20 protein-coding genes are annotated in these 17,097 nt (G+C 66.6%); 10 read left to right on the forward strand and 10 right to left on the reverse strand.

The genetic code is table 11. The features are described from left to right. Positions 1 to 284 precede the first annotated feature (284 nt). Positions 285 to 905, reverse strand: a complete 621-nt coding sequence (locus GD429_RS04520; RefSeq protein WP_152855862.1) for a LysE/ArgO family amino acid transporter — start codon at positions 903 to 905, stop codon at positions 285 to 287. Between the two features lie 109 nt (positions 906 to 1,014). On the opposite strand from GD429_RS04520, the gene GD429_RS04525 reads away from it, so the two are divergent. Continuing rightward, positions 1,015 to 1,908, forward strand: a complete 894-nt coding sequence (locus GD429_RS04525) for a LysR family transcriptional regulator ArgP (protein ID WP_105391326.1) — start codon at positions 1,015 to 1,017, stop codon at positions 1,906 to 1,908. Between the two features lie 48 nt (positions 1,909 to 1,956). On the opposite strand, the gene fnr is transcribed toward GD429_RS04525, so the two are convergent. From fnr to GD429_RS04540, 3 genes are all read right to left on the reverse strand, one after another. Then, on the reverse strand, positions 1,957 to 2,703 hold the full coding sequence (fnr, locus tag GD429_RS04530; protein ID WP_152855863.1) for a fumarate/nitrate reduction transcriptional regulator Fnr: 747 nt from the start codon (positions 2,701 to 2,703) through the stop codon (positions 1,957 to 1,959). A 103-nt stretch (positions 2,704 to 2,806) separates the two neighbouring features. Next, positions 2,807 to 3,274 carry a universal stress protein gene (locus tag GD429_RS04535; RefSeq protein WP_152855864.1) on the reverse strand — a complete coding sequence of 156 codons (468 nt, stop codon included), beginning with the start codon at positions 3,272 to 3,274 and terminating at the stop codon, positions 2,807 to 2,809. A 598-nt stretch (positions 3,275 to 3,872) separates the two neighbouring features. Beyond that, the gene (locus GD429_RS04540; RefSeq protein ID WP_152855865.1) at positions 3,873 to 4,283 is read right to left on the reverse strand and encodes a DUF3005 domain-containing protein; all 411 of its coding nucleotides are present in this window, start codon (positions 4,281 to 4,283) and stop codon (positions 3,873 to 3,875) included. Between the two features lie 279 nt (positions 4,284 to 4,562). Between GD429_RS04540 and GD429_RS04545 the strand changes: the two genes are divergently transcribed. Further along, positions 4,563 to 4,796 (forward strand): hypothetical protein, encoded by a 234-nt coding sequence (locus GD429_RS04545; RefSeq protein ID WP_034181465.1) that lies wholly within the window; start codon positions 4,563 to 4,565, stop codon positions 4,794 to 4,796. Between the two features lie 138 nt (positions 4,797 to 4,934). After that, positions 4,935 to 5,855, forward strand: a complete 921-nt coding sequence (gene epsC / locus GD429_RS04550) for a serine O-acetyltransferase EpsC (protein ID WP_152855866.1) — start codon at positions 4,935 to 4,937, stop codon at positions 5,853 to 5,855. A gap of 36 nt (positions 5,856 to 5,891) precedes the next feature. Here the strand turns inward: epsC and GD429_RS04555 are convergent, their stop codons facing one another. From GD429_RS04555 to GD429_RS04565, 3 genes are all read right to left on the reverse strand, one after another. After that, positions 5,892 to 6,695, reverse strand: a complete 804-nt coding sequence (locus GD429_RS04555; RefSeq protein WP_152855867.1) for an SDR family oxidoreductase — start codon at positions 6,693 to 6,695, stop codon at positions 5,892 to 5,894. Next, the gene (folE, locus tag GD429_RS04560) at positions 6,695 to 7,324 is read right to left on the reverse strand and encodes a GTP cyclohydrolase I FolE (RefSeq protein ID WP_152855868.1); all 630 of its coding nucleotides are present in this window, start codon (positions 7,322 to 7,324) and stop codon (positions 6,695 to 6,697) included. The genes GD429_RS04555 and folE overlap by 1 nt, the downstream gene beginning before the upstream one ends. Positions 7,325 to 7,402: 78 nt before the next feature. Continuing rightward, on the reverse strand, positions 7,403 to 8,329 hold the full coding sequence (locus GD429_RS04565) for a LysR family transcriptional regulator (protein WP_152855869.1): 927 nt from the start codon (positions 8,327 to 8,329) through the stop codon (positions 7,403 to 7,405). Between the two features lie 117 nt (positions 8,330 to 8,446). Between GD429_RS04565 and pobA the strand changes: the two genes are divergently transcribed. From pobA to GD429_RS04600, 7 genes are all read left to right on the forward strand, one after another. Beyond that, complete coding sequence (gene pobA / locus GD429_RS04570) at positions 8,447 to 9,679, forward strand: 4-hydroxybenzoate 3-monooxygenase (RefSeq protein WP_152855870.1); 1,233 nt, start codon at positions 8,447 to 8,449, stop codon at positions 9,677 to 9,679. A gap of 142 nt (positions 9,680 to 9,821) precedes the next feature. Then, entirely contained in the window at positions 9,822 to 10,541 is a 720-nt protein-coding gene (locus GD429_RS04575; protein ID WP_152855871.1) for a 3-oxoacid CoA-transferase subunit A, read from the forward strand. Positions 10,542 to 10,551: 10 nt separating this feature from the next. After that, positions 10,552 to 11,208: a 3-oxoacid CoA-transferase subunit B gene (locus GD429_RS04580; RefSeq protein ID WP_034181806.1), complete on the forward strand. Its 657-nt coding sequence runs from the start codon at positions 10,552 to 10,554 to the stop codon at positions 11,206 to 11,208. A gap of 88 nt (positions 11,209 to 11,296) precedes the next feature. Continuing rightward, positions 11,297 to 12,670, forward strand: a complete 1,374-nt coding sequence (locus GD429_RS04585; RefSeq protein ID WP_152855872.1) for a 3-carboxy-cis,cis-muconate cycloisomerase — start codon at positions 11,297 to 11,299, stop codon at positions 12,668 to 12,670. After that, complete coding sequence (gene pcaD / locus GD429_RS04590) at positions 12,670 to 13,455, forward strand: 3-oxoadipate enol-lactonase (RefSeq protein WP_152855873.1); 786 nt, start codon at positions 12,670 to 12,672, stop codon at positions 13,453 to 13,455. The genes GD429_RS04585 and pcaD overlap by 1 nt, the downstream gene beginning before the upstream one ends. A 10-nt stretch (positions 13,456 to 13,465) precedes the next feature. Beyond that, positions 13,466 to 13,852 carry a 4-carboxymuconolactone decarboxylase gene (gene pcaC / locus GD429_RS04595; RefSeq protein WP_059523513.1) on the forward strand — a complete coding sequence of 129 codons (387 nt, stop codon included), beginning with the start codon at positions 13,466 to 13,468 and terminating at the stop codon, positions 13,850 to 13,852. Between the two features lie 251 nt (positions 13,853 to 14,103). Beyond that, entirely contained in the window at positions 14,104 to 15,462 is a 1,359-nt protein-coding gene (locus GD429_RS04600) for an MFS transporter (protein ID WP_152855874.1), read from the forward strand. 57 nt (positions 15,463 to 15,519) lie between these two features. Here the strand turns inward: GD429_RS04600 and GD429_RS04605 are convergent, their stop codons facing one another. The 3 genes from GD429_RS04605 to GD429_RS04615 all read right to left on the reverse strand — a co-directional run bounded on the left by GD429_RS04605 (position 15,520) and on the right by GD429_RS04615 (position 17,015). Beyond that, positions 15,520 to 15,768, reverse strand: a complete 249-nt coding sequence (locus tag GD429_RS04605; protein ID WP_034181454.1) for a hypothetical protein — start codon at positions 15,766 to 15,768, stop codon at positions 15,520 to 15,522. Between the two features lie 106 nt (positions 15,769 to 15,874). Beyond that, positions 15,875 to 16,492, reverse strand: coding sequence for a LysE family translocator (locus GD429_RS04610; RefSeq protein ID WP_152855875.1), 618 nt, complete (start codon positions 16,490 to 16,492; stop codon positions 15,875 to 15,877). Positions 16,493 to 16,688: 196 nt separating this feature from the next. Then, on the reverse strand, positions 16,689 to 17,015 hold the full coding sequence (locus GD429_RS04615) for a hypothetical protein (RefSeq protein ID WP_152855876.1): 327 nt from the start codon (positions 17,013 to 17,015) through the stop codon (positions 16,689 to 16,691). Between the last annotated feature and the right edge of the window lie 82 nt (positions 17,016 to 17,097).

Below are 17,097 nucleotides of genomic sequence, written 5' to 3' on the forward strand. Positions count from 1 at the left end.
TTGTCGCAGGACACCGGACATTCTCGCCGATCGATCGGATTCGTGCAGGCGGCGTGTCGCCGCGATGATGGACGGCTTGGGACAGATGACGGACGCATCGTCCGTCAAGTTGGTGGTCCGTACGACTGCGTTGGATCTGGAGCTGAATTTCGCGGCGGCGATGTGCTGCGGGAAGCGGGATGCCGTGTCGGCGGAAGCGGGTGGGAGGGACGGATGCCCCGACGCTGCGCCGGAGCAGATCGGCAGACGGGCGGCAAGCAGCCGCCCGTGCGTCGGCGAGTCGGTCAGCGCAACTGCACCGCCGCGAGAAACAGCACCATGCTGCCGATCGCGCCATCCAGCACGCGCCACGCAACGGCCTTGCGGAACCACGGCGCGAGCAATCGCGCACCGTAGCCGAGCCCGAGAAACCACACGACGCTGACCGCCATCGCGCCGATCGCGAACGCGAGCCGCGCGCCTTCCGGCTCGCGCGCGCCGGCCGTGCCGATCAGCAGGAACGTGTCGAGATATACGTGCGGGTTGAGCCACGTGAACGCGAGCGTCATCATCACGATCGCGAGCCCGCTCTGCGGCGGCGGCGCGACCGCGTCTCCGCGCACGTCGAGCGTTGCGTGGCCCGGCTTGAACGCGCGGCGCAGCGCGTTGATGCCGAACCATGCGAGATACGCGAGGCCGACATACAGCACCGCGTGGACGAAAGTCGGATACCGCTCGACGAGCACCGATGCGCCGCCGACGCCGGCGCCGATCAGGATCATGTCGGACAGCGCGCACAGCAGCACGATCTTGCCGACATGCGAGCGCATGATGCCTTGGCGGAGCACGAACGCGTTCTGCGCGCCGATGGTGACGATGAGCGACGCGCACAGTGCGGCGCCGTGGGAAAAAGCGAGCCAGTTCATGGTGGTGACAGCAGTGGAAGCAGTAGACGGATGAATCGGGTAGCGCTAGTCTGCGGTCAGCATGAAAATAAGAGAAGCTAATTCACCTAATGCGGATTAAGGAATTCTAATGCTCGACTACGCCCTGCTCGATGCCCTCGCGGCCGTGATCCGGTACGGCTCGTTCGAGCGCGCGGCCAAGGAGCTGAACGTCACGCCGTCGGCGGTGTCGCAGCGCGTGAAGCTGCTGGAGGAGCGCGTCGGCAGCGTGCTCGTCAAGCGCGGGCAGCCGTGCGTCGCGACGACGTCGGGCGCGCTGCTGTGCCGGCATACCGAGCGCGTGCAACTGCTCGAGGCCGAACTGGGCGGCCGGATGCCGGCATTGCCGGGCCAGATCGCGAGCGCATGGCCGATGTTGCGCGTGGCCGTCAACGACGACAGCGTCGCGACGTGGTTCATCGACGCGGTCGGGCCGTTCTGCACGGAGCGCGAGACGTTGCTCGACCTCGTGATCGACGACCAGGACTACACGGCGGCGCGCATCCGAGACGGCAGCGTGCAGGGCGCCGTGACCGCGCAGGCCGAGCCTATCCAGGGATGCCGGTCGGAGCGGCTCGGGCGTATCCGCTATCGCGCGGTGTGCTCGCCGGCGTTTTACGAACGCTATTTCGGCGCGGGCATCACGCGCGATGCGTTGCGCCGTGCGCCGTGCGTGATGTTCAATCCGAAGGACGGGCTGCAGGCGCGTTTCATCCGGCGCGTGACGCGCGCGGATCTCGATCCGCCGCAGCACTGGATACCGCACGTCGCGGGCTATCTGCGCGCATGCGAAACGGGATTGGGATGGGGGATGTGCCCGGACCGGATGGTCGACCGCCAGCTGGCGGCGGGCGAACTGGTCGACATGTCGCGCGGGCGCACCGTCGACATCGATCTTTACTGGCAGAGCTGGCGTCTGTCGATCGGCTGGCTCGACGATTTCAGCGCGGCGCTGAAGGCGCGCGCCGCGCTGTTTCTCGATTGATCGGTAACGTAAAGCAGGCGGCGCGCGAGATGCGCGCGCCGTGCGCGATCAGACGTGATGCAGGCCGTCGAAGTCGATGATCTGCACGTGGCGGCCCTGCATTTCGATCAGGCCGCGCTTCTGGAACTTGGACAGCGTGCGGCTGACCGTTTCGAGCGTCATGCCGAGGTAGCTGCCGATGTCTTCGCGCGTCATCCGCAGGTTGAATTCCGACGGCGAGTAACCGCGCTTCAGGTAGCGCGACGATACGTCGAGCAGGAAAGCGGCGACACGTTCTTCGGCATTCAGCGAACCGAGCAGCATCGTCTGCGACGTTTCGCGCACGATCTGTTCGCTCATCAGCTTGTGCATGCGCAACTGCATCGAGCCGGCTTCCGAGCACAGCGCCTTCAGCGCGCTGTACGGAATCACGCAGACGGAGCTGTCTTCGAGCGCGACCGCGGTGCGCGGATGCGTGTCGTCGCAGATGCCGTCGAGGCCGAGCGCTTCGCCCGCGAGATGCAGGCCCGTGACCTGTTCGCGGCCGTCATGGCGCGTGGCGACGGTTTTCAGCGAACCCGAGCGCACCGCGTACAGGTTGTCGAATGCGTCGCCTTCGCGGAACAGCGCTTCGCCGCGCTTGACGGGGCGCGCCGCGCAGATGACCGACTCGAGGCGGCTGAGCGCTTCGGGCGCCAGGCCCTGCGGCATGCACAGGTGCCGCATTGCGCACGTCGAGCAGTGCGCGGCCTGGCGAGGAGCCCAGCTGCCGGCGTGAGACGTGGCGGCGGTACGTGTGGCGACGGGCGTCAGCATGATCGTTTACTCCGGCGTTGAATCGACTGAATCATTGTCCCACCGCAAGTTGTCGCTGTCGGGTGACAAAACGTCGCGACCGGCCGCGGATGTCGAACACCGTTCACGCGGCTTGCTCGTCCGTGTTGGCGGCGGCCGGAATCAGCAGCACGGGCAGCGTCGCGTGCCGCACGCATTGTTCGGCGATGCTGCCGAGCACGAGACGGCGGAACCCGCGGCGGCCGTGCGTGCCGAGCACGAGCAGATCGGCGCCGAACGCCTTCGCGCCCTCGAGGATCAGCTGCGATACATCGTTGAGCGACGTCGCTTCGGTCAGCCGCGTGTCGCCTTTCACGCCCGCTGCCTGCATCTGCTTCGTGAAATCCTTCGCGAGCTCGTTGCCTTGCGCGACGAGCTGATCGCGCAGCACGGACGGATCGTAGCCCGGCACGTTGTAGTAGATCGCGGCGTTCTCGACGACGTAGAACGGTTGCAGCTCGGCGCCGTGCGCTTTCGCGAGCGCCAGCGCGGCATCGAACGCATGGCGGGACGTGTCGCTGCCGTCGACGGCAACCAGAATACGCTTGTACATAGTGTCTCCGAGTGGCGGGTTGAAACGAACTCGGCCGGATGGCCGATCTGTCTGAGCAATGCTGCGAGGCAGAGTAAACCAACGGCGGGGACTTTGCAGTGCGGTGCCTGTCCTGCCGCGCTACAGCAGCGCCTCCGGCGCCACGGCGCACGGCCATGCACGCGATGCATGCCGCATCGCGCGACGCGTATCGCATGGCTGCGTCGCATCCGTCGTTCGCGTGGCCGCCGCGCGGCGCGCGACAGCCGGCTCCGGAGCGATGGTGGATGAAGACCGCATCGTCGCGGGGAACGGATACGCGGGCATCGGAATCGCGCGTTGCACAGGTGCACGCATTGCGGCGCGAGCATGCCGCACCGGCACGGTGCAACAGCCGCGCCGATGAATTGCGCGCATCGTCATTCAATCGCAATCGCGCCGTTTCGACATGACTTCGATCAACGCATGTGCTCGGTGCGATTCGCGGCATGCATGAAACCGCCGATGCCGATGCGCGGAATCGTTCACGCGAGCACCTGTCGCGTGCGCCAATCCGCCGGCATCGATCGTCGACCGACGTCGATTCGCAAACGAACGATCGATTCAAACGCCGCGCCGGCTACCTCGGCACGGCCGTCAGCTCGATCACGCGTTCCGGCCGCCGTCCGTGGCCGGGCCAGTACGCGCTGCCGTACATCCGGTGGACGGGGCCGAACTGCGAATCGTCCGCGGGCGACGGTGCGGCGAAGCCCTTCTCGATCACCGCATAGCCTGCGCGCAGCGCGAACGCCGGATGGTTGCCGCCGGTGCGGCTGTCGAAACCGGCGAGGCCGTCGCCGGCTTCGGGCATCGCATTGACGAGCGACGCGTTGCTGCCGGTGACCTGGTCGGGCGAGATCGGCCCGCCGCCGGCGAGAAGCCACGCCTCGCGGTTCTTGCCGTCGGTGTCGACGGTGCTGTCGTGGGTGTCGTCGTTGTCGAGCTCGACGCTGTGCGGATGCAAATGACCTGTTTGACCGGATGATTCCATCACGGCTCTCCTGGCGGCGAAGCGTTCCGGATCGAAGCAAGTCCCGTTCCGGGTAAGACGGGAAAGAGGCGCGCGGGCGATCGCCGCGGTCGTGCGACGCGCACTGATTTGTCGTGATTTATTTCAGCTAGAAGACGCGTTTTCTACAGAGTATGATTCTTTTCCTGCGAAGCGGCGACAGGGGATGCAATCTCGCCGCCTCTGCCCGCGCCGGGGCGCCGCAGCACCCTTAAAGATGGGTAGTGAACAACAAAGCAAGGGACTAGAGGTGGCGGATTCATGCAAGCGACTACTGCCTTCACGCACCGCGGTTATCTGTTGAATTGCGCGCCCGCGCGCGCCAGTGACGGTTCGTTCAAGCCCTACGTCGTGATCTCCCGATCGAGCGACGGGGAGTTGGTTGCGAACCGTTTTTTTCCGACCGAGCTCCAATTCAACGACGAAGGCGCCGCGATTGCGCACGCGCGCGACTGGGCCGTGCGCTGGATCGACGCGAGCAGCATCGTGATCTGACGCCATCGCGTTTCCGGCATCGTCGGCCGTCCGGTCGATCCCCGGTGTGCCGCTCCCGGACAAAAAACGCGGTAATCTTGCGGAACCCGTCACTTTATTAGCGGCCGTGCGACCGAGCGCGGCCGCGTGCATTTGCATATGTCGACATCACCCGTCCGTCAGTGGGGCCTCGAAGAAATCGTCGCCGGCTTGCGCGAGTCGCGCGAGGAACTCCATCGCACGCGCCATCCGCGCGGCATCCGCGAACTGCCGTCCCGCGATGCGATCTGCAAGATTGTTACGGGCCTGCGCGCGTCGATGTTTCCGACGCATTACGGCGCGCCGGATCTCACCGACGAAAGCGTCGACTACTACGTCGGCCACACGCTCGAAAGCACGCTGCGCGTGCTGTGCGAGCAGATTCGCCGCGCGCTGCCGTTCCTGCCCGAGCATGCGGACACGCCGTTCGCGGAACTCGACGAGCGCGCGTTCGAGATCGCGCGCGAGTTCGGCCGGCAGTTGCCGGCGGTCCGCGCGCTGCTCGTCAGCGACATCCAGGCCGCGTACGCGGGCGATCCGGCCGCGCAGCACATCACCGAGATCCTGCTGTGCTATCCGGGCGTGCTGGCGATGATGCACCACCGGCTCGCACACGCGCTGCATCAGCTCGGCGTGCCGCTGCTCGCGCGCTTCATCAATGAAATCGCGCACTCGGCCACCGGCATCGACATCCACCCCGGCGCGCGGATCGGCCCGAGCTTCTTCATCGACCACGGCACCGGTGTCGTGATCGGCGAGACGGCGATCATCGGCGAGCGCGTGCGCCTGTACCAGGCCGTCACGCTCGGCGCGAAGAGCTTCCCTGCCGATGGCGAAGGCGCGCTGGTCAAGGGCAACGCACGGCACCCGATCGTCGAGGACGACGTGGTGATCTATGCGGGTGCGACGATTCTCGGCCGTGTGACGATCGGGCGCGGCTCGGTGATCGGCGGCAACGTGTGGCTTACGCACAGCGTGCCGCCCGGCACGAGCGTCGCACAGACCAGGGCCCGCGAAGGCGGCAGCGCCGAGAAGCCGTAACGCGGCGCGCGGCCGCCGGCCGCCGCCGCGCGTGCGTCAGTGCTTGCCGGCGGGCGAGCGGTGCTTGTACAGCACGTCCTGGTCTACACGGATCAGGTTCTGCCCCGCATCTACGACGAAATCCACGCCGTTGTAGGCGTTGCCCGTCAGCAGCAGGATCGCGCTCGCGACGTCGTCGGGGCCCGCGATGCGCGCGAGCGGCGTCGATGCGCGGCTCGCGTGTTCGAAGTCGGCCTGCGTCTGGTCGTCGCTCGGCAGCATCAGCCCCGGGAATACCGCGTTCACGCGCAGCACGGGCGCGCACGACAGCGCGAGCATCTGCGTGAGGTTGCCGAGCGCGGCCTTCGCGACCGTGTAGCTGAAATGGTCGCGGTGAAAGTTTTCCTTGATCTTCTGGTCGACCACGTTCACGACGACACCCTGCGTGCCGGCGGCGCGCGCCCGTTCGTAGAACGCGCGCGTGAGCAGGATCGGCGCGCGGCAGTTGACGGCCCACGCCTGGTCGAATGCCGCGAGGTCGAAGCTCGGGAAGTGGTCCTGCCAGAACACCGACGCGTTGTTGACGAGCACGTCGAGGCGCCCGAAGCGCGCATACACCTGGTCGATCAGCGCGGCGATCTGCGCGGCATCCGACAGGTCGGCCTGCAGCGCGATCGAATCGTGCCCGCGTTCGGCGATCGCACGGGCCGCCGCGTTTGCAGCATCGGCCGAACGGTCGTAGTGCACCGCGGTGCGATAGCCGTGCGCGGCGAAATACTCGGCGAACGCGCGCCCGGCCCGGCGCGCGGCGCCGGTCACGAGCACGACGGGCGCGTGCGCCGTTTGCTTCGTCGACTCCATTACGTATTCGTCAGGTTGACTGAAGAAGGATTGGCGACGATCGACAGGAATTCGCGCCGCGTCGACGGATCGGTGCGGAACGTGCCGAGCATGCGCGACGTGACCATCTCGACGCCCGGCTTGTGCACGCCGCGCGTCGAGATGCACTGGTGCGCGGCTTCGAGGATCACGCCGACGCCCTTCGGCTGCAGCACGTCGAACAGCGTATCGGCGATCTGCACTGTCATCTTTTCCTGGATCTGCAGGCGCTTCGCGAACGCGTCGACGAGGCGCGCGAGCTTCGAGATGCCGACTACGCGATGGTTCGGCAGATATGCGACGTGCGCGCGGCCGATGATCGGCACCATGTGGTGCTCGCAGTAGCTCTCGAAGCGGATGTCCTTCAGCACGATCATCTCGTCGTAGCCGTCGACTTCGCTGAACGTGCGCGCGAGGATGTCGCGCGGCTCCACCGCATAGCCGGCGAAGAACTGCTCGTACGCGCGCACGACGCGCGCGGGCGTGTCGACCAGGCCTTCGCGTGCGGGATCGTCGCCGGCCCAGCGCAACAGCACGCGGACGGCGGCCTCGGCTTCTTCACGGCTCGGCCGGGATGCGGCCGGCTCGGGCCGCGCGGATTTTTTACCCATGTAGTGGCTCCATCGAAGGCCGCCTGCGGCGGCCGATATCCGCCAATTGTTTCATGCTTTCGCGGGTCGTGCGTGCGCTCACTTCGGCCATTCGTCCTGCTCGTCGTTGAACAGCGACGCGACCACGCTGCGCAGCCACGCGGTGCGTGGATCGTTGTGGTACTTGCGGTGCCAGTGCTGCTTCAGGTCGAAGCGCGGCAGCGCGAGCGGCGGCTCGACGGGCACGATGAACGCATGCTCGGCCGCATACGCATAGCCGATCGCATGCGGCACCGTCGCGATCAGGTCGGTGCGGCTCAGGATGAACGGCAGGCTCATGAAGTGCGGCGTCTCGAGCACCGCGCGGCGCTGCATGCGCTGCTTCGCCAGGTATTTCTCGAGCACTTCCTGGCTGCGCCCTTCGGCGCGCACCACCGCGTGCCCGCACGCGAGGAACTGCTCGACCGTGAACGGCGGCGCCTGTTCGAGCGGATGGCCGCGCCGCATCAGGCAGACGAACCGGTGCGTGAACAACCGTTGCTGGAAGAAGTTGTTGCCGTCCAGGTCGGGGAAGTAGCCGACCGCGAGATCGATCGACCCGGCTTCCAGGCCGCGGCCGACTTCGTCGTGCGCGAGCGAGACCGAACGCAGGTTCGCGTGCGGCGCGCGTGTCGCGAACGCCTGCAGCAGCTTCGGCAGGAACACGATCTCGCCGACGTCCGACAGCGCGATCGAGAACGTATGCGTGCTCGCGGCCGGGTCGAAGTCGTGCGGCGCGACGAGGCCGCGCTCGATCTGCGCGAGCGCGTCGCGTGCGGCCGGCAGCAGCGCGAGCGCGCGCGGCGTCGGCTCCATGCCGCGCGACGTGCGTACGAACAGCGGATCGCCGAAGTATTCGCGCAGCCGGCCGAGCGCCGTGCTCACGCGCGGCTGGCTCACGCCGAGCAGGTCGCCCGCGCGACTCACGTTGCGCGTGTCGTCGAGCGCGACGAGGTAGGGAATCAGGTTCAGATCGAGCGTTTCCATCGCCGGGGCCGGTATCTCCAAAACGTATACAACATATCTCCTGAATCGCGTTGCCGCATAGTCGGGAAAGCGCTCAAATGTGTTCCACGATTCGAATTAATGTTCTGGAGACGAACAATGCGCACCCAAGTCGCGATCATCGGCGCCGGTCCGTCCGGCCTTCTGCTGTCCCATCTGCTGCGCCTGCAAGGCGTCGATTCCATCCTCGTCGAAGCGCGTTCGCGCGAATACTGCGAGAACCGCATCCGTGCCGGCGTGCTGGAGCAGGGCACGGTCGATACGCTGAACGACGCCGGCCTCGGCGACCGGATGCGCCGCGAAGGGCTCGAGCATCACGGCATCGAGCTGCTGTTCTCCGGGCAGCGCCATCGCATCGACCTGTCCGAGCTGACCGGCGGGCGCGCGATCACCGTCTACAGCCAGCATGAAGTCGTGCGCGACCTGATCGCGGCCGGCGTCGAGCATGGCCACCAGATGCATTTCGAAGTCAGCGACGTCGCGCTGCACGACGTCGAAGGCGAGCACCCGTTCGTCACGTTCAAGCATGCGGACGGCCGCGCGGACCGCATCGACTGCGACTACATCGCCGGCTGCGACGGCTTCCACGGCATCGCGCGCCAGACGATCCCGGCCGAGCGGCTGAACACGTTCGAGCGCGTCTACCCGTTCGCGTGGCTCGGCATCCTCGCCGACGCGGCGCCGTCGCTGGACGAACTCGTGTACGCGCATCACGACAACGGCTTCGCGCTGTTCTCGATGCGCTCGCCGACGGTCACGCGCCTGTACCTGCAGTGCAAGCCCGACGAAAACCTCGCCGAATGGTCCGACGCGCGGATCTGGGACGAACTGCACACGCGCTTCTCGAACGACACGGGCTGGACGCCGACCGAGGGCCGGATCACGCAGAAGAGCGTGACGCCGATGCGCAGCTTCGTGTCGGAGACGATGCAGCACGGCCGGCTGTTCCTCGCCGGCGACGCCGCGCACATCGTGCCGCCGACCGGCGCGAAGGGGATGAACCTCGCGGTGGCCGACGTCCGCGCGCTGTCCCGTGCGCTCGGCGCACGTTACCGGACGGGCGACGCGACGCCGCTCGACACGTATACCGCGACCTGCCTCGAGCGCGTGTGGCGCGCCGAGCACTTCTCGTACTTCATGACGAACATGCTGCATTCGTCGCCGGAGGATTCGCCGTTCGTCAATCGCCTGAAGTTTGCCGAGCTGAAATACGTGACGCGCTCGCGGGCCGCCGCGCAGTCGCTCGCCGAAAACTACGTCGGGCTGCCGTTCGACGACGCAGCGACCCCCGAGGCAACCCGCCTTGACAATGCGCTGTGCACGACTCTATGATCGGCCATCGTTCGCTAATCGAATCTAGGTTCGAATAGCGAACAAATGCCGGGATCGAGATCGGCCCCGGCGCGGCACGCGGCACGCGCGTGTCCCCTCGACAGGCCGCGCATCGTGCCGCGGGTTCGTATCAGGAAGAGACATGGTCAACAAGATTTTCGAATCGCTTCAGTCGGCGGTGGCCGACATCCACGATGGCGCGACAATCATGATCGGCGGCTTCGGCACGGCCGGCATGCCGTCCGAGCTGATCGACGCGCTGATCGAACAGGGTGCGCGCGACCTGACGATCGTCAACAACAACGCGGGCAACGGCGAGACGGGCCTGGCGGCGCTGCTCAAGGCGAAACAGGTGCGCAAGATCATCTGCTCGTTCCCGCGCCAGAGCGACTCGCAGGTGTTCGACGCGCTGTACCGCGCGGGCGAGATCGAGCTGGAGCTCGTGCCGCAGGGCAACCTCGCGGAGCGCATCCGCGCGGCGGGCGCCGGCATCGGCGGCTTCTTCACGCCGACGGGTTATGGCACCAAGCTCGCGGAAGGCAAGGAAACGCGCGTGATCGACGGCAAGCCGTATGTGTTCGAGACGCCGATCCACGCCGATTTCGCGCTCGTGAAGGCGTACAAGGGCGATCGCTGGGGCAATCTCGTGTATCGCAAGACCGCGCGCAACTTCGGGCCGATCATGGCCAGCGCCGCGAAGGTCGCGATCGTGCAGGTGTCGGAAGTCGTGCCGCTCGGCGCGTTGAACCCGGAACACATCGTGACGCCGGGCATTTTCGTTCAGCGCATCGTCGAGGTGCCGCAGGCCGCTCATGCGGCCGAGCTGGCCGCCGAACACGCTGCATCGCAAGCCGCCGCCTAAGGAGATCCAGATGAAACGACTGACCCGCGATGAAATGGCCAAGCGCGTCGCGCAGGACATCCCCGAAGGCGCATACGTGAACCTCGGCATCGGCGTGCCGACGCTGGTGGCGAACCACCTCGACCCGAGCAAGGAAATCTTCCTGCACAGCGAGAACGGCCTGCTCGGCATGGGCCCCGCGCCCGCGGCCGGCGCAGAAGACGACGAACTGATCAACGCCGGCAAGCAGCACGTGACGCTGCTCACCGGCGGCGCGTATTTCCACCACGCCGATTCGTTCGCCATGATGCGCGGCGGCCACCTCGACTACTGCGTGCTCGGCGCGTTCCAGGTGTCCGCGAACGGCGATCTCGCGAACTGGCATACGGGCGCGCCCGATGCGATTCCGGCCGTCGGCGGCGCGATGGACCTCGCGATCGGCGCGAAGCAGGTGTTCGTGATGATGGAGCACCTGACGAAGCAGGGCGAGAGCAAGATCGTCGCGCAATGCTCGTATCCGGTCACCGGCGTGCAATGCGTGAGCCGCATCTACACGGATCTCGCCGTGCTCGACGTGACGGCCGACGGCCTCGCGGTGAGCGAGATCTTCACCGACCTGTCGTTCGACGAACTGCAGAAGCTGACCGGCGTGCCGCTGATCGACGCGACGCAAAAGGCCGCCGCCTGAACCGCAGGCGTGCCGGCGCGCGCGATCGAGCGCACGCCGGCACGCTTGGGTGGACAATAGGCGCACGCCGTTTACCCAATCTGATGCCATGCTCGAAGACAGCGCCCGCCTGACCTCCCTCATCTGCGGCACCGAGCCGCTCAACCGGATCTGGTCGCCGCGCGCGACGATCCAGCGGATGCTCGACGTCGAGGCCGCGCTCGCGCGCGCGCTCGCCGCGCGGCAGGTGATTCCCGCCGCCGCGGTCGCGCCGATCGAACGCGCATGCGACGCAAGCCGACTCGACGCCAACGCGCTCGCGCACGGCGCGGCGCTCGGCGGCAATCTCGCGATTCCGCTCGTCAAGCAGCTCACCGCGCAAGTGAAGGCCGACGACCCCGAGGCCGCGAAATTCGTGCACTGGGGCGCGACGAGCCAGGACATCATCGATACCGCTACCGTGCTGCAGTTGCGCGACACGCTCGACGTGATCGAGCCGATGCTCGATGAAGCATGCGCATCGCTCGCGGCGCTCACGCACGCGCATCGCGCGACGCCGATGATCGGCCGCACCTGGCTGCAGCAGGCGCTGCCGATCACGCTCGGCCTGAAATTCGCCCAATGGCTCGATGCGCTGCTGCGCCATCGCGCGCGCTTCGCCGAATTGCGCGAACGCGTGCTGGTGCTGCAATTCGGCGGCGCGGCCGGCACGCTCGCGAGCCTGCGCGAGCACGCGCGTGGCGTTACGGCCGCACTCGCGGCCGACCTGAAGCTCGCCGTGCCGGCCGTGCCGTGGCATACGCAGCGCGACCGCATCGCGGAAGCCGCATCATGCTTCGGGATGCTGACCGGTACGCTCGGCAAGATCGCGCGCGACGTGTCGCTGCAGATGCAGACCGAAGTCGGCGAACTCGGCGAGCCGGCCGCCGCCGGCAAGGGCGGCTCGTCGACGATGCCGCACAAGCGCAACCCGGTCGGCTGCGCGGCCGTGCTGACCGCCGCCGTACGCGCGCCGAACCTCGTCGCGACCGTGTTCGCGGGGATGGTCCAGGAGCACGAGCGCGCGCTCGGCGGCTGGCAGGCCGAATGGGATGCGTTGCCCGACCTCGCGCGCCTGACGGGCGGCGCGCTCGCGCAGATCGCGCAGATCGTCGCGGGCCTCGACGTCAACACCGAACGCCTTGCCGCGAATCTCGACCTGACGCACGGGCTGATCCTCGGCGAAGCCGTGATGCTCGCGCTCGGCGACCGGATCGGCCGGCTCGATGCGCACCACGTCGTCGAGCATGCGTCGAAGGAAGCCGTGCGCACCGGCGCGACGCTGTTCGACGTGCTCGCCGCCGATGCGACCGTGTCGGCCCACCTGTCGCGCGACGCGCTCGCGCGGCTGCTCGATCCCGCACATTACGTCGGCGAGGCGCAGGCCTATGTCGACGCCGTGCTCGCGCTGCATGCGGGCACGACCCAACCAGGAGAACATTGATGCCTTTCGCCACTGTCAACGGCGTGAAACTGCATTACCGGATCGACCGTGCCGCGCGCGACGACGCGCCGTGGCTCGTCTTCTCGAACTCGCTCGGCGCCGACCTGCAGATGTGGGCGCCGCAGATCCGTCCGCTCACGCAGCACTTCAACATCCTGCGCTACGACACGCGCGGCCACGGCCATTCCGACGCGCCGGCCGGCTCGTACACGATCGACCAGCTTGCCGGCGACGTGATCGGCCTGCTCGACCACGTCGGCATCGCGCGCGCGCATTTCTGCGGGATCTCGATGGGCGGGCTGACGGGCGCCGCGCTGGCCGCGCGCTACCCTTCGCGCATCGTTCGCGCGGTGCTGTCGAACACGGCTGCAAAGATCGGCTCGCCGGAAGTGTGGGCGCCGCGCGCGCAGAAGGCGCGCGCCGAAGGGATGGCCGCGCTTGCCGACGCCGTGCTGCCGCGCTGGTTCACCGATGCGTTCGTCGAACGCGAGCCGCGCCTGTTCGACGCGATCCGCGACACCTTCGTGCATATCGACAAGGACGGCTACGCGGCGAACTGCGACGCGCTGAACGCGGCCGACCTGCGCGAAGAGGTGAAAGGCATTACGCTGCCGGTGCTCGTCGTGACCGGCGCGAAAGACATGTCGACGCCGCCCGACCAGGGCCGCGCGCTGGCTGCCGCGATTCCCGGTGCGCTTCACGTCGAATTCGACGCCGCGCACATTTCGAACATCGAGTGCACCGGCGGTTTCAACCGCGCGCTGCTCGATTTCCTGACTGCGTGAGGCACCGACGATGGACGACCAGGAACGTTACGAAGCAGGGATGAAGGTGCGCCGCGCGGTGCTCGGCGATGCGCACGTCGACCGTTCGCTCGAGAACCGCACCGAGGTGACCGACGAATTCCAGAACCTGATCACGCGCTATGCATGGGGCGAGATCTGGACGCGCGACGGCCTGCCGCGCCATACGCGCAGCCTGCTGACCATCGCGATGATGGTTGCGCTGAACCGCGGCGAGGAATTGGCGCTGCATCTGCGCGCCGCGCGCAACAACGGCGTGACGCGCGACGAGATCAAGGAAGTGCTGCTGCAGACCGCGATCTATTGCGGCGTGCCGGCCGCGAATTCCGCGTTCCATCTCGCGGACAAGATCTTCAAGGAGCAGGACGCGGCCGCGTAAGACGGCCGGTCAGGAGCGGTCGGCTGAGTGCGACCGCAACCGATCGCGTGGCCCGCCGTCGCAAGCGGGCCGTCGACGACGGGAGCGATGAACGCGCCGGCAGAGTATCGGCGCGCGGCACACCGGATGGCCGGTGGGCGAACAAAGGAAGGGCGCGGCAGCCATGCCGTATTGCTCATACATATATTAGCGTTGCATGGGACCGGAGTAAGCGCTGAAGCGCCAACTCCGGTCGACACAGGAGACTCGCGATGAATCGCGCAACCACGGTCGATGTCCAGACCTTCATCAACGAGCAGCCGTTCGGCGGCTTTCAATGGCTCGTGTTCCTCATGTGTTTCGTGATCGTGCTGCTCGACGGCTTCGATACGGCCGCGATCGGCTTCATCGCGCCGTCGCTGCTCGGCGAATGGAACCTGACCAAGCCCGATCTCGCACCCGTGCTGAGCGCCGCGCTGTTCGGCCTCGCGTGCGGCGCGCTCGTGTCGGGCCCGTTGTCCGACCGGCTCGGGCGTCGTTCGCTGCTGCTCGGCTCGGTATTCTTGTTCGGCGTCGCGTGTTTCGTGTCCGCGTTCTCGACGACCATCGGACACCTGACGATCCTGCGCTTCGTCACCGGCGTCGGGCTCGGCGCGGCGATGCCGAACGCGGTCACGATGATGGGCGAATTCTGTCCGGACAAGCGCCGCGCGACCGTGATCAACCTGATGTTCTGCGGCTTCCCGCTCGGTGCCGCGTTCGGCGGTTTCCTGGCCGCGTGGATGATTCCGCATTTCGGCTGGCGCAGCGTGCTGATGCTCGGCGGCGTGACGCCGCTGCTGCTCGGCGTGCTGTTGCTGCTGAAGATGCCTGAATCGGTGCGTTTCATGGTCGCGAGCGGCCAGGCCGTCGACAAGATCCGCGCAACGCTCGCGCGCATCTCGCGCGACGCGCTGAATGCCGGCTCGTTCGCGATGACCGAGGCCGCGCCGCAGACGGGCGGCAAGGGGCTCGGCGTCGTGCTGTCGCGCTCGTACATCGTCGGCTCCGTGATGCTGTGGATCGCGTACTTCATGGGCCTCGTGATCTTCTACGCGTCGATCAACTGGATGCCGATCCTGCTGAAGGATGCCGGCCTGACGCCGAAGAGCGCGACGCTGATCTCGGCGCTGTTCCCGCTCGGCGGCGTGGGCGCCGTGCTGTGCGGCGTGCTGATGGATCGCTTCAACGCGAACCGCGTGATTGCCGTGTGCTATGCACTGACGGCGGTGAGCGTGTATGCGATCGGGCAGGCGGCCGGCAATGTCGGGCTGCTCGTGCTGGTCGTGTTCGTGGCCGGCGTGCTGATGAACACCGCGCAATCGTCGATGCCGGCGCTTGCCGCCGCGTTCTATCCGACCGAGGGGCGCGGCACCGGTGTCGCGTGGATGCTCGGCGTTGGCCGCTTCGGCGGGATCGCCGGGTCGTTCCTCGTCGCCGAACTGACGCGCCGGCACTTCACGTTCGCGGGTGTGTTCGCGACGATCGCCGTCGCGGGCGTGCTCGCGTGCATCGCGCTGCTGATCAAGCAGATGGCGCGGCCGCATGGCGTCGCGCAGCCGGCAGGCAAGATCGAATCGCTCGGGCATTGAGCGAAGCGCGGGCCGGTGCGATGCGCTGGCCCTTTGCGAACGGCGCCTATCGCGCCGCTATTCCTCCGCGTCGTGTTCCTTGACGAAGTTGCGCAGATACGCGCGCAGCGCGGCCTCCCGGCCGCGATGATCGGCGAGGTTCGCGGCGCCCATCTCTTCCTCTTCGCCGAACAGCGTGGGCGGCGCGCAGTAAGTGCCGACTTCGATGTTCTCGCGCAGCACGCGGATGTCGTGCGTGAGCGGGCGATACTCGGCGATCCAGTGCATCCCCTCGATGTGCTCGCCCGTCCTCAGCATGGGTTTCATCGGCTTTCTCCCGGCAGCAGCGGCGCGACCGCGAAGCGGCTGCGCGCGCCCGTACCGAAAGGGTACGCCTGCATCACATGAATCTCAACGGGCGCGCTGTGAGCGCTCACTGCGGCAGCAGGTGCGCGATGAGCGGATACAGCGACAGGATCAGCAGCACGGCCATCGTCACGTTGAAGATGCGCAACGCGCGTTGGTTCGACAGGAAGCGGCGCAGGCCGAGGCCGAACGCGGCCCACAGGCAGATGCACGGAAAGCCGATCAGGATGAACACGACGGCCATCCACGCGGCGTTCATGCCGTAGTCGGCGGACAGGCGGACTGTCGTCGCGGCGGTCAGCACCATCATCCAGGCTTTCGGGTTGACCCACTGGAACGCGGCGGCTTCGATGAACGTCATCGGCCGCGGCTTGCCGCCGTGCGCCTTCACTTCGCCCGACGTGCCGATGCGCCACGTGAGGTAGAGCAGGTACGCGACGCTCGCGGCTTCGAGGATCGTGTACAGCAGCGGCATGCGCTTGAACGCTTCGCCGAGGCCGAAGCCGACGCAGAGCATCAGGATCGCGACGCCGATGCTGATGCCGATCAGGTGCGGCATCGTGCGGCGGAAACCGAAATTCACGCCGGATGCGAGCAGCATCGTGTTGTTCGGGCCGGGCGTGATCGACGTGACGAGCGCGAACAGCATGCCGGCGGGCAGCGCGCTCAGGGTGAGGAATTCCATCGCGGATTCTCCATTCGGTTCGAGACTGGGATGGAGGTCAGTTTAGCGACGGTTGTCGGTACAGTACCGATACAGTTTGATTGACGATTGCCGGTACGGGGAGGGTTAGGGCCGGCGACAGTGCGTGTGTTTGTGTTGTCTCTCGGAAAAGATGTCCGCAGTCTCAATATGTTGTCTTTGAATAAAAGGCGACATTTTACGAACCAAGGATGCGATCTGCGTCGCCTTGTAATGAATCGCGGGTCGATATTTCTCGGAAGATGTTTTCGACACAATGTTCGATCGGCGACGTCATATCTTTGTTGCCGCGTTGAGAGCGCTCGACCACCACTTCACTTCGGATACGTGCGCAAGACTCGGACGTATAGCCGAGATTGGTCTTGCTTGGAGATTCGATGTACTCGTCGTTCCAAAGCGTCGACGTATGGCGGGATCCTATTCGAAACGGCTGTCCGAGGTCCCGATATGTTGCTTTTGAAGAAAAAAGTAACATCATACGGGCTGATGGCTGGATCTGCGTCATTCTTCAAAAAATCTTCAAAAAAAGTGAGTCCGACTTCGAGGTAAGACGGTTGCCCTGGCACTTGGACTCAGCGATGCAGATG

The sequence above is a fragment of the Burkholderia sp. BE17 genome, from assembly GCF_009362305.1.
In the GTDB taxonomy this organism is placed as follows: Bacteria; Pseudomonadota; Gammaproteobacteria; order Burkholderiales; family Burkholderiaceae; genus Burkholderia; species Burkholderia pyrrocinia_C.